Source organism: Rhodospirillaceae bacterium (assembly GCA_002728255.1).
Taxonomy (GTDB): Bacteria; Pseudomonadota; Alphaproteobacteria; order UBA7887; family UBA7887.
Window position 1 is genome coordinate 62,465 of sequence record PBWV01000003.1, and the last position, 18,110, is coordinate 80,574.

The following is an 18,110-nucleotide window of genomic DNA, read 5'->3' on the forward strand; positions in this document are numbered from 1 at the left end:
AGGTAACTTAAGTATAGGTGTGATAGAGAAATATTAGGGTGTGGTCGCCAAAGAAACTAGTTGGCGGCTGCATTGCTGGAGAGAAGGGGTTATGAAGATGCCTGAGGGAAAATTCAAAGTAGTTGTGCAGCGTCCGCCGGACGGGAGTTTGTTTGGAAAAAACGCCTATGAAATGGAGAGAGAGGCCCTCGATCCAATAGGAGCGGAGATAGTGGAAGTTGCAGCGTCCACATCTGAGGAATTTGTTGCCCAAGCTAAGGATGCGGATGCAGTAATTGGCCATAATAGGCGCATTACTGCCGAGATAATTTCTGGTCTTGATAAGTGTAGCGTCATTGGTCTTGGTTCGGTTGGCGCGGATACCGTAGACGTTGATGCCGCAACAAAAAATGGAATTGTCGTGACCAATGTTCCTGATATTTTTATTGAAGAAGTAGCGGATCACACTATGGCGATGCTTCTGGCAGCTTTTCGTAGATTGCCTGAGATGCATCGAATGACAGTAGAGGGTGAATGGGCGAAAGGCCGAGAGTTATTATCAGAGTTCCCAAGATTATGGGGGCAAACTATTGGTCTCATATCTTTTGGGAATGTGGCAAAAGCTGTGGCTCGGCGCTGCCATGCATTTGGCTTGCATGTCATNGCTTATGATCCCTATTTGTCAGAATTGGAGATGAGTTCAGTAGATGTAGANCCGGAAACCAGTTTAACTCGCTTACTACAGCGGTCGGATTTTGTTTCTATGCATGCTCCTCTGAATGATGAAACCCGTCACATGCTTACAACAAAGCATTTTTCCTCTATGAAGACATCTGCGATTTTTGTAAACAATGGACGTGGTCCAACGGTGGATGAAGCTGCCTTGATTGCGGCCTTAGAGAATTCAGAAATTGCTGGCGCAGCATTAGATGTATTTGAAGTCGAACCCGTGACGCCAGAATCCAATAATCCTCTGGTGCGGATGAATAATGTAATTTGTTCTCCACATGTTGCTTCGGCATCGGATCGGATGCGCCCCGAGGCTTTGAGGCGGATGGGAAGGGAAATTGCAACGGTTTTGACCGGACGTTGGCCTCGTAGCGCTGTCAATCCTGGGGTGCTTCCGAGGACCGAATTGGTTCGCTGGCAGCCCTATCCGCAAACGCGAGGGCCAAACCGTTAATCAAATATCTTCTCCAATATGGATACTCGTGTTTGGCCCTAGACTTCCAAGCCTATTGTTAGGCCTAACATATGTGGCGATCACAAACGGGACATGGTAAAAGACTTTCTGATGGAGTACTCAGTTTTTTTTAAGAACAGGCTTAAAGATCTGCGTTCTGAGGGGCGTTACCGGGTCTTTGCGGATCTCAAACGGCATGCGGGAGCTTTCCCTCATGCCTCTTTTTATGATCATGATGGTGCTGCGCGCGATGTTGTTGTTTGGTGTAGTAACGATTACCTGGGGATGGGCCAGAATGAATTGGTCAGAGGGTCTATGACCACGGCCATCCGGGAGGCCGGTGCAGGTTCAGGTGGAACCCGTAATATTTCTGGCACTACCCACTATCACGTTTTGTTAGAGCGGGAACTTGCAGACCTCCATGAAAAAGAGGCGGCTTTATTGTTTACTTCTGGTTATATATCTAACGAGGCAACNTTAGGGACGCTGGGAGCAATGCTGCCAGGTTGCGTCCTTTTATCAGATGAGTTGAACCACGCATCCATGATCTCGGGGGTGCGGAATAGCCGATCACCCAAGATAATATTTAAGCACAATGATCCGATGGATCTGGAACAACATTTATCGAAATTGGACCCGGAAAGTCCAAAGATTGTNGCCTTTGAGTCTGTCTACTCTATGGATGGTGATATAGCTCCAATAAGAGAACTATGTGAGGTAGCGAAGCGTTTCGGGGCTATGACTTATCTGGATGAGGTGCACGCTGTTGGCATGTATGGCTCCAAGGGTGGGGGAGTTGCCGAACAGGAAGGTTTGATGGACCAGTTGGATATCATCGAAGGGACACTCGCAAAGGCATTTGGTGTCATGGGCGGGTACATTGCTAGTACTGCCGACATTTGCGATATAATTAGGTCCTTTGCATCTGGGTTTATTTTCACTACATCTTTGCCGCCCGCAATAGTTGCCGGGGCTTTGGCCTCAGTTTCGCACCTTAAACAAAGCCAAATTGAGCGAGAGCAACATCAAGAAAGGGTATCTACTCTTAAAGCCAAGTTGCGCGAAGAGGTTATCCCATTCCTGGAGAATCCTAGTCACATAATCCCGGTAATGGTAGGCGACCCCGTTTTATGCAAAAGAGCTAGTGATATGTTGCTGGATTTACATGGGGTATATGTTCAACCTATCAATTATCCCACTGTCCCAAAGGGTACCGAGCGTTTGCGAATCACGCCTACGCCGCTACATACGGACGATATGATGGATCATTTATTGAANGCGCTGAAGGATGTGTTTGAGCGCTTAAGTATAAAGAGAGCTGCAGCGGCCTGAGGCTTTTGCTGCTTCAACCTATCTGCAATAAAGCGTATATTGAGGTTGTGGGCGTAGAAAGTCTCTCTTTACGTATTCAAAAGAGTCTGTTCACCGAAGGAACATTACCAGGAAACTATCGATGGCATATTTTCTCCAACAACTAATTAATGGAATTACACTTGGAAGCATTTATGGGTTGATCGCCATTGGTTACACCATGGTCTATGGCATTATTGGAATGATCAATTTTGCACATGGTGAGATCTTCATGATAGGTGCGTTTTTGTCAGTTTTGGCGTTTACAATTTTAGGTGTATTGGGCGTAACTTGGTTGCCCTTGGCACTTATTTTGGTACTCCTCTTAGCAATGGTCTTTACCTCTGCTTACGGCTGGGCAGTGGAGAGGATTGCCTATCGCCCCCTCAGGGGTTCGCAAAGACTNGCTGCGCTAATCTCTGCAATCGGGATGTCACTGGCTTTGCAAAACTATGTGCTGCTAACTCAAGGCGCAGGAGTGAAGGTCTTGCAACCCCTTATGCAGGGTGGCTTTCAGGTATACTCCCAGGAAAATTTTTCAGTCACTATAAGTTACGTACAAATATTAATTTTAGTGATAACCACCTCTCTTATGGTTTTATTTTCAAATCTCATCAGCAGGACTGGGTTGGGGAGGGCGCAAAGGGCTTGCGAGCAGGACCGTGGTATGGCGGCCCTTCTAGGAGTGGATGTGGATAAGACTATCTCTCTTACCTTTGTCATGGGAGCCTTATTGGCGGCCGTGGCGGGATTAATGGTCACCCTGTATTACGGGGTGATCGATTTTTTTATGGGGTTTATTGCAGGGCTCAAGGCTTTTACTGCTGCGGTTCTTGGGGGTATAGGCTCGGTNCCAGGAGCAATGTTGGGTGGCATGCTGTTAGGCTTGGTTGAGGGGTTCTGGGCGGGTTACTTTTCCGTTGAATATAAAGACGTTGCTTCATTTGGAATTCTTATATTGGTTCTAATTTTTTTACCTTCGGGTTTACTAGGACGTCCAGAGATAGAAAAAGTCTAAGGGCAAAAAAGAAGTGTCATTGTGAATAACATTCAGCGCAAGCATTTTAATATATACTCTGTGTTCAAAGAATGTTTCTTGATTTCTGCATCGGCTTTTGTTTTGGCTTTGCCTTTGATTGGATTCCGGACCTTCAATGCTACCGAAGGGTTAGATTGGAATTTTAGATGGGGTTATTTGTTGATTGCAGTGATTATAGTCTTTATTGGCAGAGCAATCTTAATCCTATGGCGTCAGATCAATTTTAGTGGAATCGAGGAATATTGGTTAAGAAAATTAAAGCGTGTTAGTCCGAGGGAATCCACTCCTTTCTTGGTTATCTTAATTGGCCTTCTTTTTATTTTACCTTTTCTACCGGAGGTTGATCGTCGAATAGTTGACTTAGCTACACTTGTTCTAATTTACGTGATGTTAGGATGGGGTCTGAATATTGTAGTGGGTCTCGCAGGGTTACTAGATTTGGGCTATGTCGCTTTTTACGCGGTTGGGGCATATACCTTTGCTTTATTGGGCACGGTTCACGACTGGTCATTTTGGGGAAGCCTTCCTGTTGCAGGAGCCATAGCGGCTATGTTTGGCGTATTGTTGGGGTATCCTGTTCTTAGGTTACGAGGCGATTACCTCGCGATAGTAACTCTAGGTTTTGGTGAAATTATCAGAGTTGTTCTCACAAACTGGGTGGAGTTTTCTGGTGGGCCTAACGGAATAGCGGGGATTCCGCGGCCTACGCTGTTTGGACTTGAGTTTACGAGAAGAGCCTCGGACGAACAGAGCTTTCACCATTATTTTGATATTAATTTCTCTGGGGATCATCGGATTATTTTCCTTTATTACGTGATTTTGGCATTAGCGCTCCTTACAAATCTTTTTGTGCTTCGAATTAGGAAATTGCCTATTGGTCGAGCCTGGGAAGCTCTTCGTGAGGATGAAATTGCTTGCCGTTCGTTGGGGATTAATCCGGTCAATACTAAATTATCTGCCTTCGCCTTAGGTGCAATGTTTGGGGGCTTTGCTGGAGCTTTTTTTGCTAGCCGTAACGGATTTATAAGCCCTGAGAGCTTTACATTCATTGAATCCGCTATAATCCTGGCGATAGTGGTGCTGGGGGGAATGGGCAGCCAGATTGGGGTAGTTTTTGCTGCGTCGGCGATAGTCCTTTTGCCGGAGTTTCTTCGCGAATTTTCGGAGTATCGTATGCTCTTTTTTGGTATGGCGATGGTCTTAGTTATGCTTTGGAGACCGCGAGGNCTTATGTCGCATCGNAGACCAACTGTTGTTTTGTCAGNTTCAGACTCAAAATGAGTATGAGAAATTTATTAGAGGTCGAGCATTTAACTATGCAATTTGGTGGTTTGACCGCTATCAATGATCTTAGCTTAGCAGCTAAAAATCAGGAGATTACTGCCATTATTGGACCGAATGGAGCTGGGAAAACCACCGTATTTAATTGCTTGACGGGGTTTTATAAACCTACTGTTGGCCGTTTGAGGCTGTCCGTTCCGGGTCAAAATGAAGTGTATTTGGAAAGGATGGATGACTTTCGGATTGCTAGAGCAGGTGTTGCTCGGACATTCCAGAATATTAGACTTTTCCCAGCCATGTCGGTCTTAGAAAATCTGATTGTAGCGCAACACAATGAATTAATGAGGGCTTCAATGTGGTCGATTGGGGGTTTGTTGGGGTCTCGGAGGTACAAAAAGCAAGAAGAGCTTGCAATTGGAATTGCTTCTGAATGGCTGGACCAAATCGGTTTGAATGGGGCTGCTGACAAAGCTGCTGGAGATCTCCCTTATGGCGATCAGCGAAGATTAGAGGTAGCCCGTGCAATGTGTTCTAAGCCAGCATTATTATGTCTTGATGAGCCTGCGGCCGGTTTGAATAGCCAAGAGTCTGGTGACCTTAATTCACTTCTTTGTGGTATACGAGATGAGTACGGAATTGGAATCCTATTAATAGAGCACGATATGGACGTGGTTATGAAGATCTCTGATCAAGTAGTAGTTCTTGATCACGGACAGAAAATTGCTTCTGGGTCTCCCAAAGTTGTGAGCGAGAATCCAAAGGTAATAAACGCTTATCTCGGTGAGCCAGGTGGGGGATCTCTGCCATCGGAATTGGAGGGTCGTAGATAAATGTTAGTGCTTGATGGGGTGAGTGCCTTCTACGGAAAAATACAGGCCCTGAACCATATAAGTTTGCGTGTGGAAGAAGGTGAAATCGTTACTATGGTTGGAGCTAATGGAGCTGGAAAGTCGACTACTCTAATGACTATTTGCGGCTCGCCTAGGGCGCGAACTGGGAACATTAAGTTTGGTAAACAGGATATCACTAATCATCCAACATTTGAGATTGTTCGTCTGGGCCTAAGTCACGCACCAGAGGGACGGAGAGTGTTCTCTCGCATGACGGTTTATGAAAACTTGCAAATGGGTGGTGTTGTTGGTTCCCCTGGAAATTTTGCAGCTGACATCAACATGGTCTTCGAGCTCTTCCCTATTTTAGAGGAACGAAGGGAACAAAGAGCAGGCACTCTCTCTGGAGGAGAACAGCAGATGTTGGCGATTGGTAGGGCTTTGATGGGCCGGCCACGTTTACTGTTACTCGATGAGCCCTCGCTTGGGCTTGCTCCAATAATCGCTATGAGAATATTTGATGTGATCAAGCAAATAAACCGCGAACAAGGTGTCACCGTTTTGTTAGTCGAACAGAATGTTCATCAGTCCCTGCGGCTTTCCCATCGCGGTTACATTTTAGCAAATGGAAAAATCTTGGCCCAGGGGACTGGGGAGGAGTTGTTATCGGACGCAGATATTCAGGGTGCCTACCTAGGTGGCGCTAGCTGCGTTTCGGGCTGATGCAGTCAGCTTTTCAACACTATTTTTTGATCTTTTTGCTTTTTACAATTCCCTTTATAGGAGGTGCGGCGTTCCTTATGGGCCGCGCCCTGGCCAAGACTTGGAGGTCAGTCTGGTGGGTGGTGCCTTATTCTTTATTGCTGGGGTTAGTTGATCGCTTTTTGGTTTTTGCCCTATTTGAAGGCGAATTATTATCCGTCCTCCAATATATAGGAGGGACCTGTGCCATCTTATGTATTGGTTTATCGGCATACCGGTTATATTTCGTATCAATGCTTGTAAATCAGTATCCTTGGATCTATCAGCGGACAACATGGGTGACGTACATAAATAAAATAAAGGTTCCCTAGTTAGCAAATTAGTTCTTGTAGTTTGCACTGCGACAAAAAGCTCATATTATGTCGCTAGTGTTTATCTATTGTGGAAATCCCGGCTGGTTACTAGCCTTAACGTAAAGAATAGGCCTATACAGGAGCACGACCAATGAAGATGACTTTTTATGTGGCCGCAGCGGTTTTAACTATTTTGATCTCGGCTATCACCCGGAGTTCAGTGAATGCCAATGATATTACTATCGCCGTGGCAGGCCCCATTACTGGGCAATATGCAATATTTGGTCAACAGATGCTCCGCGGNGCTGAAATGGCAGTAGCAGACCTTAATGAGGCGGGTGGTGTTCTTGGGAGGAAGCTCGTGTTGGAGGTAGGTGACGATGCTTGTGAAGCTAAACAGGCCGTAGCTGTTGCAAATCAAATGGCGAATAAAGGTGTGGTCTTTATGGCCGGGCACTTTTGTTCAAGCACCTCTATTCCAGCTTCTGAAGTGTATTATGAGGAGGGAATTTTGCAAATTTCTCCGGCGTCGACTAACCCATTGCTAACCGAGCGCGGTTTCGACAATGTTTTTCGAACTTGCGGTCGGGATGATCAGCAAGGGCAGGTTGCGGGGCAATTTCTGGCCGAGAAATTTCCGGGAAGTAGGATAGCTGTTCTTCACGACAAGACGGCTTATGGTAAGGGGTTAGCTGATGAGACCCAGAAGGAGCTCAAAGCTCGCGGAGTAGAATCAGTCCTTTATGAGGCTTATACAGCAGGTGAGAAGGACTATTCAGCTCTGGTCAGTAAGCTGAAAGCTGCCAGTGTTGATATTATTTATTTAGGTGGTTATCACACCGAGGCGGGCCTTATTGTTCGGCAAGCGCGTGCACAGGGGCTTTCCGCGCGTTTAGTTTCGGGTGATGCCTTGGTGACCGAGGAATTTTGGTCAATCACTGGAGAGGCGGGGGAAGGAACCCTATTTTCGTTTAGCCCTGATCCAAGTAAAAACCCGGAGGCAGCTGAAGTGGTTGAGCGGTTTAAGTCTCAGGGATTTAAGCCCGAGGGTTACACCCTATACACATACGCCGCCATACAAGTTTTTGCTCAGGCCGCAGAAATGGCTGGGTCGACAGCGGTTGATGCTCTTATAGNGAAATTACAGTCAGAGGTATTTGGAACTGTTTTTGGCGATATAGGCTTTGATATGAAGGGCGACGTTAATGCTCCTGGCTACGTATTCTATGAATGGAGTGATGGTAAATACGGCTATACTGAAATGTAGTATCTCAACTCATTCGCTCTATTATTTTTGTTTTAATCCCAAGCCACTTTGCTTCGCATATTCTGATCTTCGAGCTGCATAATTGGGAGCAACCATAGGATAATCCGATGGTAACTTCCATTTAGCTCGGTATTCGTCAGGGCTCATATTGTACGTAGTTCTCAAATGACGTTTTAGCATTTTAAGCTTTTTCCCGTCCTCTAAGCAGATCACGTGGTCGGGGGTGACGGAGCGGCGAATGGGAACAGCGGGTCTCAAAGCACTTTCTTCTTCCTGCAGCGGCTTTTTATCTATTTCAGCCAGGCTCTTGTGCACCGCATGGATGAATTCAGGGACCCGCCCAGCCGGGAGAGAGTTGTGGCGCAAATAGGCTGATACAATTTCCGATGCCATGGCCAAGAGTGACTTTGTATCAGATTCTATACTTGGCGACTGTTGATCCATTCTATCACTACCATAAAGTAATCTAAGATAATTATTACTGTTGGCAGAAGTAATACATGGTGTCAATAGTAATTAACAAAAATTATTTCATTAATAGGTGCTTTTACTATGAATATCTAAGTAATAAATTTGTAAATGATATAATTGAAGACGGGCGCGCATAAGGTTGGGCTCCTTTAGGCTTAGTGAGCTTGCTATTGGGGGTTCAAGATGCATTTAATTACTTAAGTATTGGTGAGTATGTACAACATTTGGGGTTAACTTCTATCGCATCTTGCCGTATGTAGTATGTTTACATTGGTACACGAGGATTGACACTTCGGCTCTATGCGCTGAAATAGAAGACGTGCTGATTGATAATGGATTTAAGCCCTAACAAAATTGTTGCGATTGCTTCTGACCATGCTGGCTTTGGCTTGAAGGCGGTTCTTGATCGGAAAATTAGGTCTTATGGTCTTGGTGTCCTAGATTTGGGGCCTATGGACGACAACTCCGTGGATTACCCGGTGTATGCAGGGAGACTTGCTTCAGCATTAATTGCTGGAGAGGCGGTGCGGGGGGTGGCTATCTGCGGGACGGGTGTTGGTATGAGTATTGTTCTTAATCGGACTCCGGGGGTTCGTGCGGCNGTTTGTTGTAGTCCTGATGTAGCCGAATTGGCTCGGAGACATAATGACGCAAATATCTTGGTTTTGGGAGCGCGAGTGATGGAGGAACCGGTCGCAATACAATGTCTTGATGTTTTCTTTGAAACTGGTTTTGAGGGTGGCCGACATGCGCGGCGAATCGAGCTCATAGATAAGAGTGGTAATAGTAACATATAAAAATATTTTTATAGATGGTTTGTAGTTTAATTTGATGAAGAGTGTAGGGAGTAGAATGCCAGTTACCAAATCAGATAGCTCTCTTTCACAGAGCAGTCTTGCTCAGGAAGACCCAACTATCTACGTTGCTATTGCGGATGAGCGTCGTAGGCTAAATGAGGGTGTCGAACTCATAGCATCAGAGAATGTGGTTAGCAGGGCCGTTCTGGAGGCCCAAGGCTCTGTAATGACCAATAAGTATGCCGAAGGCTATCCCGGCCGCCGCTATTATGGTGGATGTGAATCAGTTGACATAGCGGAAACTGCAGCCATAGAACGAGCTAAAACGCTTTTTGGATGTGAGTTCGCCAATGTACAGCCGCACTCTGGCAGTCAGGCCAACCAAGCTGCAATGATGGCTGTAATCAAGCCAGGCGATACCATTATGGGTATGTCTTTGGCTGCTGGGGGGCATTTGACCCACGGCGCGCGCCCAAATCAGTCTGGGAGGTGGTTCACCCCCGTTCAATATGGGGTGACGNAGACGGATGGACGGATCGATTACGATGAACTTGCGAGAGCAGCGCATGACAGTAGGCCCCGGTTAATTATAGGCGGTGGTTCAGCTTATCCCCGAATCATTGAGTTCGATCGGTTAAGGGAAATCGCCGATTCTGTGGATGCTATATTGATGGTTGATATGGCACATTTTGCTGGTTTAGTTGCTTCTGGAGTCCATCCTGATCCATTTCCTTATGCCCATATTGTTACAACGACCACTCATAAAACCTTACGAGGTCCGCGGGGCGGGATGGTTCTATGCAACGACGATAAACTAGGCAAAAAAATTGATTCGGCAGTGTTTCCTGGATTGCAAGGAGGGCCATTGATGCATGTAATNGCTGCGAAAGCGGTGGCTTTTAAGGAAGCGTTGGACCCGTCTTTCAAGATCTACTCTGAGGCCGTAGTCTCTAATGCACGAGTATTGGGGAAAACCCTACAAGAGAGGGGCGTCGAGTTAGTTACGGGTGGAACTGATACTCATCTCTTGCTTGTGGATCTGAGGTTGAAAGGTCTTACAGGGGATGTTGTTGAAAAGAGTCTGGAGAGAGCTGGCATTACCTGCAACAAGAATGCTGTTCCATTCGACCCTGAAACCCCGTCCGTGACATCGGGAGTTCGGTTGGGGACTCCCGCAGGTACGACAAGGGGTTTCGGAAATGATGAATTTAGACTTATTGGAGAACTAATCGGAGATGTTCTTGATGGCTTATGCGGTTCGCGAGGGCAANAAGGTGAAAACACTGATGTTGAGAAAGCTGTTAAGGCGAGGGTTATGAATCTATGTGAACAGTTTCCCTTGTATTCTGAAAACAACAAAATGTAGCTAGCGGGGAGTAGGTATAGTGCGGTGTCCATTTTGCGGTTTTGAAGATACCCAGGTCAAAGACTCTCGTCCAAGTCAAGATCAATCAGCAATTCGGCGGCGACGTTCTTGCTCAAGTTGTGGGTCGCGTTTTACCACCTTCGAACGAGTTCAGCTCCGTGAGCTTACTGTTATTAAGCGTGATAAAAGTAGATCGCCATTCGACCGGGAAAAGTTGATGCGTTCGGTTAGCATAGCAACCCGCAAAAGACCTGTGAAACCAGAAGAAATTGAACGGATGGTTAATGGCATTGTGAGGCGACTAGAGACTTCGGGCGAGAGCGATGTTTCAAGCACCACCATAGGCGAGCTAATAATGGATGGCTTGTCTCACCTCGATTCTATAGCATATGTGCGCTTCGCTTCTGTTTATAGAAATTTTAGGGAAACGAAGGATTTCGAGGAGTTCATAGATGAACTCCAGAGTGACAAAGATTAACGCGTTTGATCAAAAATTTATGGCGTTGGCACTGCGCTTGGCGGAGCGCGGGTTGGGCCAAGTATGGCCAAACCCGGCAGTCGGTTGTTTACTCGTTTGTTCAGGCAAGATTGTTGCCCGTGGGTGGACACAACCTGGTGGAAGGCCGCATGCGGAAACTGAAGCCTTAAGGAGACTGCCCAAGAAACTAACACCCTTAACAGCATATGTGACCTTAGAGCCGTGCGCCCATCATGGTAATNCCCCACCTTGTGTTGAGGCATTGATCGATGCCGGTGTAACCCGGTGTGTGGTGGCGATTCTAGATCCGGACCCCCGGGTTTCGGGAAGGGGTGTTGAGCGCTTAAAAGCTGCAGGTATTAGCGTCGAGGTAGGGCTGTTGAGTGAGAAAGCTGAGGACTTGAACTCGGGTTTTCTATCGCGTGTAATTAAAAGCGTGCCCATGACAACGATCAAGCTGGCTACCTCAATGGATGGTTGCATAGCTACTCGTTCCGGGAATAGTAAGTGGATCACTGGCCCGACGGCGCGGGCGCGGGCTCATTTAATGAGGGCAGAGCATGATGCTATTATGATTGGTGCGCAGACCGCCCGGCAAGATAACCCCCATCTCACTTGCAGGTTGCCTGGTATGCGGGGTAGATCCCCGGTTCGGGTGGTTCTTGATACTCATTTGTCTTTACCATTGGATGCCCACCTCGTCGCGACTGCTTTGGAGGTGCCCACTTGGATCATAACTGCAACTGAAACTAAAGCCATCCGATCATCACCTTTTGAGAAGGCAGGGGTTACTGTATTGAGAGTTAAGAAAGGCGAAGACGGCATGTTACGAATGGGTGAAATTATGTCCGAGTTGGCTCGTAGAGGTATCACTCGTGTACTAGTAGAAGGTGGTCAGAAAATTATCACGTCGCTGATGCGGGCAGAATTAGTAGCCAGGGTAAGCTGGTTTCGTGCTCCTAGGATTATTGGAGAGGATGGGGTACGAGCCATAGGCGCCCTGGGTCTGGATGACCTGGAAATGGTACGACGATGGAGACGTGTCTCCTGGGAGCAGTTGGGAGAAGATACGCTAGAATGCTTCGTTCATGAGGACTAGGTGCGCAATATGTTTACCGGTATAGTGACAGACATTGGTGAGGTAGTTGAGGTTGATGGTTCTGCCGAGAGAAGGCTGCGGATAAAAACTGGATATGAAGTTGATTCAATAGCTATTGGTTCGTCTATTGCGTGTTCCGGAATTTGTTTAACGGTTACTGACATTGGCCCTGATTGGTTTGGGGTGCTTGCGTCAGAGGAGACTGTAAGTAAGACTTCTATATCGCGATGGGAAGTTGGAAGTTTTGTTAATTTGGAAAGAGCTCTTCGAGTCGGTGATGAACTCGGGGGACACTTTGTCACAGGCCATATAGATGGAATGCTATGCTTAAAGAACTCATTTNATGCAGGAAGTTCTGTTGAGATGATTTTCAACATTGAGGCCTGGGCTAGACCTTACCTGGCTGCTAAGGGTTCTATTGCTCTCGATGGGGTTTCATTTACTGTCAATAAGGTCGATGAGACATCATTTTCCATTAATGTTATACCCCATACAAAACAAGTTACTACTATAGGTAAATTAAGGGCTGGAATGATGGTAAACGTTGAGATTGATATGCTGGCCCGCTACCTGGACGTTGCTTATAGAGTGGGGAACAGAGTTGGTTTTAATGAAAGATAGCAGCAGAAAGAGGGGGCGTGAGCCAAAGTTCCTTTCCACAATAGAAGAAGTCTTGGATGATGCAAGTAACGGCAGGATGCTTGTTCTAGTTGATGATGAGGACAGAGAGAATGAGGGTGATTTGGTTATACCCGCTCAAATGGCCACACCTGAGGCGATAAATTTCATGGCCAAGTATGGCCGCGGTCTGATCTGTTTGGCTCTTCCAAAAGAACGTGTCGACGAATTGAATCTCAAGCCCATGGAACGGAGAAACCCTAGCAGATTTGAGACTGCATTTCTAACGTCAATAGAGGCATCCGAAGGCGTGACAACGGGGATTTCTGCAGCAGATAGAGCCCATACCGTTCGAGTAGCAATCGATCCCCAATCTACAGCGGATGATATTAATACCCCGGGGCACGTATTTCCGCTTCAAGCAAGAGATGGCGGGGTTTTGGTTCGCGCGGGGCATACAGAGGCGGCAATTGATATAGCGCGGCTATCAGGGCTTATACCTGCCGGCGTTATCTGTGAAATCATGAACGATGACGGAACTATGGCACGATTTGATGATTTGGTCGCTTTTTGTCGATTGCACGGACTCAAAATGGCAACAATATCTGATCTCATAGCGTATCGGAGAAAAACAGAGCGGTTAGTGGAACCTATCGCTGAGAAAGTATTTTGTTCTCGCTATGGCGGTTCCTTTAAGATGATCATCTACAAAAATACCGTTGAGTATGCCGAACATATTGCNTTGGTTAAAGGGAATGTTTCAGGTGGCGATGCAGTGTTGGTCAGAGTTCACGCCGTAAATGTCTTGGGCGATTTGATCGGTGAAATGGGGAGCAGTTCCGCTCACGATTTACATCGTTCTATGGAGATGATCAACGATGCGGGGCGAGGGGTTGTTGTTTTAATNAGGGATACATTTGCGGCCAGTGTCTCAGAAGGGTTCGTTAAGAATGACCCTTCCTTGAAGATAGAGGGGTCCTGGCGTGATGTGGGCGTGGGGGCACAAATTTTGCTTGACCTCGGTGTGACGGAAATGATCCTCTTGTCCAATGTCGAGAGAGCCTTTGTAGGGTTGGATGGGTTTGGCCTTCGGGTATTGGAAACCCGCAAGATTGAAGGAATTTTATGAACGCTAATCCCCCGAGCCCTCATGTATTGGTCGCAGTGTCTCGTTTTTATGTGGATATCTCGGAGCAATTGCTGTCCGGTGCTCAGCAGTTATTGCGGGAAAAAGGTGCTACCTCTGAAGTACTCGATGTGCCTGGTGCTTTTGAGTTACCGGCTGCTGTTCGATTTGCAAGTTTATCAGGAACTTTTGATGGCTATGTTGCTTTGGGGTGCGTTATTAGGGGCGAAACTAGCCACTACGAGCACGTATGCACTGAAAGCGCGAGAGCACTTTCGGACTTGGCCGTAAGACTCCAACTAGCTGTGGGATATGGAATTTTGACTACTGATACTCGGGAACAGGCTTGGCATCGAGCCTCCGTCAAGGAGCAAAACAAAGGTCGTGATGTGGCTATAGCATGTCTCCGTATGGTCGAGTTGCGGCGGCGGTTTACGGCCCAGGGTTAAGGGCCCGATAATGACAAACAATAGGCGGCAAAGGCAGCTTGCCCGGTTGGCAGCCGTCCAGGCTTTATTTCAGTTGGAGGCCAATGGGCAGACCGCTGCTTCAGTAATTCATGAATTTAAGGAGTTCCGCCTAAATCAAGCAACACGGGAACAGGAAGTCACTAGCGTTGATAGAGCTCTTTTTTCCCAAATTGTGGCAAGTGTAGATAGGGAAATTCGTGAGCTCGACACCAAGATTGAAGGTGTTCTAGTGGGGGGTTGGACCATTCTGCGCTTAGATCCCACAAGTAGAGCGCTTTTGCGAGCTGCGTGTTTTGAGCTCAAGGGGAGCTCTGTTCCTGCCCGGGTCATAATCAAGGAGTATGTGGATATTGCGGGTGGCTTCGGTGGTAAAGAGGAAACCGCGTTTGTGAACGCTGCCTTAGATACATTAGCACGAAAAATTCGGCAGGAAGAAATGAGCAAAAGGGCTGAAGAGGGGGGGTAGAGTGGCGATGGGCGGTGGCCAACTGACAGATGAGTTTGGGGTCATATCGAGGTATTTTCGCCCGCTTACCGGTGGTAAGCCGGCCGCCCTTGATTTGGGAGATGATGGTGCTGTTATTCAATCAACATCCGGGGCGGAAATAGTGATTACATGTGATGCGCTAATTGCTGGCGTTCATTTCTTGGAGGACAGCCAGCCTCAGGCAGTGGCGGCGCGGGCGTTGCGGGTAAATCTCAGCGATTTGGCTGCCATGGGAGCCGCCCCGGTGGCATATACATTGGCGTTAATGGTTCCAGTGGGGACACCAGAAAAATGGTTCGAAGAGTTTTCTTTACAACTCCTAGAAGACCAGAAGAGGTACGGCATATGGTTGATTGGGGGAGATACCGTGGCGACACCCGGACCCTTGTCAGTTTCCATAACAGCTTTTGGGGAGGTACCTTGCAATTCTGCATTGACTAGATCAACTGCTAGGGTTGGTGACCGGATTTATGTGACCGGCACCATTGGTGATGCTGCACTTGGATTGAGTGTTTTGAAGGGTGATTTGAAACAATGTGATAAAGCGACTATAGAATACTTTGTGAAGCGATTTCTTTGGCCGGAACCTCGACTTTCTGTTGGGAGGGGCATGCGAGGGATTGCAAGTGCTGCGGTTGATATTTCAGATGGTTTGCTCGCGGATATAGGCCATATTTGCGTGGCGAGTGATGTAGGTGCGAAGGTATGGGAATCGTCCATACCATTTTCTTCTAGGGCTGGATCCTTGATAAGCACTGGGGCCGTCCTGAGATCGCAGTTGATGGGCGGAGGGGACGACTATGAATTAGTGCTGGTCGTTCCTGAAAAAAATAATCAAGTCTTTTGGCAAACTACTGTGGAGCACGCGGTAGCCGTAACAGAGATTGGTGTGATTACAGGAGGTAACGAGGTTTGTCTGGTGGATGAGCAGGGAAATTCGATTGGAACTGGGAGGTTGGGGTATAGGCATGCCTTTTAAGACAACGTCGCTTGCGTTATCTGCGTACCTCTGGCATGGTCCGTCCGCTTTGGTGAGGTTTAATGAGGTTTTGCTTTGTGGTTGAAAAGGGTGAGTATTAATACTTAGGTAAAAGGATACAACGTATGTCTATAGCACTGTCTGTCGCCATTATTTGTGGGTTGTTGGCGGTCGTTTATGGTTTGTTTACGACCCGGCAAGTTTTATCCGCGGATGCGGGGAATGACCGAATGAGAGAGATCGCTGGCGCGGTTCAAGAGGGGGCTAGTGCCTACCTCAATCGTCAGTATAGAGCGATAGGGATAGTAGGTGTCTTGATAGGCGCTGTCCTATGGCTGTTGCTAGGGAAAGAAGTGGCTATAGGTTACCTGATAGGTGCTATTCTTTCTGGGGTGGCTGGTTACCTGGGTATGAATGTGTCGGTTCGGGCTAATGTTAGGACAGCAGAGGCCGCGAGGAAGAGCTTGGCTGAGGCATTGTCTATCGCTTTCAAGTCCGGAGCTGTAACTGGGTTATTGGTAGTGGGCCTTGGTCTGTTGGCCGTGAGTGTCTATTACGCCGTGCTTCTTGGTATGGGCGTAGAAACCCGCGTTCTTCTGGAAGCCTTGGTAGGATTGAGTTTTGGAGCATCGTTGATATCTATTTTTGCCCGACTTGGCGGTGGAATTTTCACCAAGGGCGCTGACGTTGGTGCTGATCTGGTAGGCAAAATTGAGGCCGGGATTCCAGAGGATGATCCTAGAAATGCGGCTGTAATTGCCGACAACGTTGGTGATAACGTCGGTGATTGCGCCGGCATGGCAGCGGATCTATTTGAGACGTATGCGGTTACCGTTGTGGCAACCATGCTTTTGGCAGCTATCTTCTTTCTACCAGCGGACCAAGCCGTAATGATGCAGTTCCCTCTTGCAATTGGCGCCGTTTGTATTCTGGGTTCTATCATTGGGACCTACTTCGTTCGGTTGGGGGGTAGCCAAAGTATTATGGGCGCATTGTACAAAGGTTTGATAGCGACAGCAGTTATTTCTGCGGCTCTAATTGCGGTGCTAGTAGGCTGGTTGCTGGGTTTTGATACTCCATATACGTTAACTAAAGCCGGAAACGCTGTGGTTACAGGTGGAGGGTTATACATTTGCGCCTTGGTTGGCCTTCTTGTGACGGGTTTGCTGGTTTGGATTACAGAGTACTACACGGGGACGGACCATCGTCCTGTTAAGAGTGTTGCTCAGGCCTCGGAGACGGGGCACGCTACAAATATTATTCAAGGTCTTGCAGTATCCATGGAGTCGACCGCTCTGCCAGTTTTGGTGATTTGTGGTGGAATTATAGTGGCCTATATAACAGCAGGGTTATTTGGCCTAGCGATCGCAGCGACCACGATGTTAGCTTTAGCCGGAATGGTCGTTGCACTAGACGCTTATGGGCCTGTCACAGATAATGCCGGCGGAATCGCTGAGATGGCTGATCTGCCCGAGGATGTGAGGCGGACCACTGATGCACTTGATGCCGTTGGAAATACAACCAAGGCTGTTACAAAGGGCTATGCCATCGGATCGGCAGGTTTAGCGGCTCTCGTTTTATTTGCAGCCTATACTGAGGATCTTGGCCATTATTTTCCTCAATTGGAAATCAGTTTCGAACTGCAAAGTCCGTACGTCGTGATCGGCTTGTTCTTAGGCGGATTGTTGCCGTATCTTTTTGGAGCCCTTGGTATGATGGCGGTAGGACGTGCTGGTGGTCAAGTTGTCGTAGAGGTCCGTCGCCAATTTAAGGAAATTCCAGGTATCATGGAGGGTACTGCAAGGCCAGAATATGGGAAAGCAGTCGATCTCCTAACAAAGGCTGCCATAAAGGAGATGATTGTTCCTTCTCTATTGCCTGTTCTTGCTCCAATAGTTGTCTATCTTGTTATTTGGGCTGTTGCTGGGCAAGCAGAGGCCTTTACAACTCTTGGAGCCATGCTGTTAGGAACAATAGTGACAGGAATTTTTGTGGCTATTTCTATGACTTCAGGCGGTGGTGCTTGGGATAACGCAAAAAAATATATAGAAGATGGGAATCATGGAGGAAAGGCGTCGGAGGCGCATAAAGCGTCAGTTACCGGTGATACTGTGGGAGATCCATATAAGGATACAGCGGGGCCTGCAGTTAACCCAATGATAAAAATTATCAATATCGTGGCCATACTGCTTTTGGCAGTTCTTGGCTAAGTGCACCTGTTATCCAGGAATATAT

The 18,110-nt window shown here is 47.4% G+C and carries 19 protein-coding genes; 18 read left to right on the forward strand and 1 reads right to left on the reverse strand.

From position 1 onward, the window contains the following. The first annotated feature begins 97 nt into the window (after nucleotides 1-97). The 8 genes from CMM32_01175 to CMM32_01210 all read left to right on the forward strand — a co-directional run bounded on the left by CMM32_01175 (nucleotide 98) and on the right by CMM32_01210 (nucleotide 7,984). Entirely contained in the window at nucleotides 98-1,162 is a 1,065-nt protein-coding gene (locus CMM32_01175; protein MBT05521.1) for a 2-ketogluconate reductase, read from the forward strand. A 111-nt stretch (nucleotides 1,163-1,273) separates the two neighbouring features. Then, nucleotides 1,274-2,494 (forward strand): 5-aminolevulinate synthase, encoded by a 1,221-nt coding sequence (gene hemA / locus CMM32_01180; GenBank protein ID MBT05522.1) that lies wholly within the window; start codon nucleotides 1,274-1,276, stop codon nucleotides 2,492-2,494. A gap of 121 nt (nucleotides 2,495-2,615) precedes the next feature. Further along, nucleotides 2,616-3,530 (forward strand): branched-chain amino acid ABC transporter permease LivH, encoded by a 915-nt coding sequence (locus CMM32_01185; protein MBT05523.1) that lies wholly within the window; start codon nucleotides 2,616-2,618, stop codon nucleotides 3,528-3,530. Between the two features lie 21 nt (nucleotides 3,531-3,551). Further along, entirely contained in the window at nucleotides 3,552-4,832 is a 1,281-nt protein-coding gene (locus CMM32_01190) for a branched-chain amino acid ABC transporter permease (protein ID MBT05524.1), read from the forward strand. Between the two features lie 2 nt (nucleotides 4,833-4,834). Beyond that, the gene (locus CMM32_01195) at nucleotides 4,835-5,662 is read left to right on the forward strand and encodes an ABC transporter ATP-binding protein (GenBank protein MBT05525.1); all 828 of its coding nucleotides are present in this window, start codon (nucleotides 4,835-4,837) and stop codon (nucleotides 5,660-5,662) included. Further along, nucleotides 5,663-6,385 carry an ABC transporter ATP-binding protein gene (locus CMM32_01200; protein MBT05526.1) on the forward strand — a complete coding sequence of 241 codons (723 nt, stop codon included), beginning with the start codon at nucleotides 5,663-5,665 and terminating at the stop codon, nucleotides 6,383-6,385. Beyond that, on the forward strand, nucleotides 6,385-6,735 hold the full coding sequence (locus CMM32_01205; protein ID MBT05527.1) for a hypothetical protein: 351 nt from the start codon (nucleotides 6,385-6,387) through the stop codon (nucleotides 6,733-6,735). The genes CMM32_01200 and CMM32_01205 overlap by 1 nt, the downstream gene beginning before the upstream one ends. A 139-nt stretch (nucleotides 6,736-6,874) precedes the next feature. Then, a complete protein-coding gene (locus tag CMM32_01210) occupies nucleotides 6,875-7,984 on the forward strand; it encodes a branched chain amino acid ABC transporter substrate-binding protein (protein ID MBT05528.1) in 1,110 nt (369 codons plus the stop codon). A gap of 21 nt (nucleotides 7,985-8,005) precedes the next feature. On the opposite strand, the gene CMM32_01215 is transcribed toward CMM32_01210, so the two are convergent. Further along, nucleotides 8,006-8,428 carry a transcriptional regulator gene (locus CMM32_01215; protein ID MBT05529.1) on the reverse strand — a complete coding sequence of 141 codons (423 nt, stop codon included), beginning with the start codon at nucleotides 8,426-8,428 and terminating at the stop codon, nucleotides 8,006-8,008. 359 nt (nucleotides 8,429-8,787) lie between these two features. Between CMM32_01215 and rpiB the strand changes: the two genes are divergently transcribed. The 10 genes from rpiB to hppA all read left to right on the forward strand — a co-directional run bounded on the left by rpiB (nucleotide 8,788) and on the right by hppA (nucleotide 18,085). Continuing rightward, on the forward strand, nucleotides 8,788-9,252 hold the full coding sequence (gene rpiB / locus CMM32_01220) for a ribose 5-phosphate isomerase B (GenBank protein MBT05530.1): 465 nt from the start codon (nucleotides 8,788-8,790) through the stop codon (nucleotides 9,250-9,252). Nucleotides 9,253-9,307: 55 nt separating this feature from the next. Further along, on the forward strand, nucleotides 9,308-10,618 hold the full coding sequence (glyA, locus tag CMM32_01225; protein MBT05531.1) for a serine hydroxymethyltransferase: 1,311 nt from the start codon (nucleotides 9,308-9,310) through the stop codon (nucleotides 10,616-10,618). A 19-nt stretch (nucleotides 10,619-10,637) separates the two neighbouring features. After that, nucleotides 10,638-11,096 carry a transcriptional regulator NrdR gene (locus CMM32_01230; protein ID MBT05532.1) on the forward strand — a complete coding sequence of 153 codons (459 nt, stop codon included), beginning with the start codon at nucleotides 10,638-10,640 and terminating at the stop codon, nucleotides 11,094-11,096. A gap of 19 nt (nucleotides 11,097-11,115) precedes the next feature. Continuing rightward, on the forward strand, nucleotides 11,116-12,195 hold the full coding sequence (gene ribD, locus CMM32_01235) for a riboflavin biosynthesis protein RibD (GenBank protein MBT05533.1): 1,080 nt from the start codon (nucleotides 11,116-11,118) through the stop codon (nucleotides 12,193-12,195). Nucleotides 12,196-12,204: 9 nt separating this feature from the next. Then, on the forward strand, nucleotides 12,205-12,816 hold the full coding sequence (locus CMM32_01240) for a riboflavin synthase (protein ID MBT05534.1): 612 nt from the start codon (nucleotides 12,205-12,207) through the stop codon (nucleotides 12,814-12,816). After that, nucleotides 12,806-13,942 carry a 3,4-dihydroxy-2-butanone-4-phosphate synthase gene (gene ribB, locus CMM32_01245; GenBank protein ID MBT05535.1) on the forward strand — a complete coding sequence of 379 codons (1,137 nt, stop codon included), beginning with the start codon at nucleotides 12,806-12,808 and terminating at the stop codon, nucleotides 13,940-13,942. The genes CMM32_01240 and ribB overlap by 11 nt, the downstream gene beginning before the upstream one ends. Then, nucleotides 13,939-14,388 carry a 6,7-dimethyl-8-ribityllumazine synthase gene (gene ribH / locus CMM32_01250; protein ID MBT05536.1) on the forward strand — a complete coding sequence of 150 codons (450 nt, stop codon included), beginning with the start codon at nucleotides 13,939-13,941 and terminating at the stop codon, nucleotides 14,386-14,388. The genes ribB and ribH overlap by 4 nt, the downstream gene beginning before the upstream one ends. A 10-nt stretch (nucleotides 14,389-14,398) precedes the next feature. Then, entirely contained in the window at nucleotides 14,399-14,875 is a 477-nt protein-coding gene (locus tag CMM32_01255; GenBank protein MBT05537.1) for a transcription antitermination factor NusB, read from the forward strand. 1 nt (nucleotide 14,876) lies between these two features. Continuing rightward, entirely contained in the window at nucleotides 14,877-15,875 is a 999-nt protein-coding gene (gene thiL, locus CMM32_01260; GenBank protein MBT05538.1) for a thiamine-phosphate kinase, read from the forward strand. A 125-nt stretch (nucleotides 15,876-16,000) separates the two neighbouring features. Further along, entirely contained in the window at nucleotides 16,001-18,085 is a 2,085-nt protein-coding gene (hppA, locus tag CMM32_01265; GenBank protein ID MBT05539.1) for a sodium-translocating pyrophosphatase, read from the forward strand. Nucleotides 18,086-18,110 lie beyond the last annotated feature (25 nt).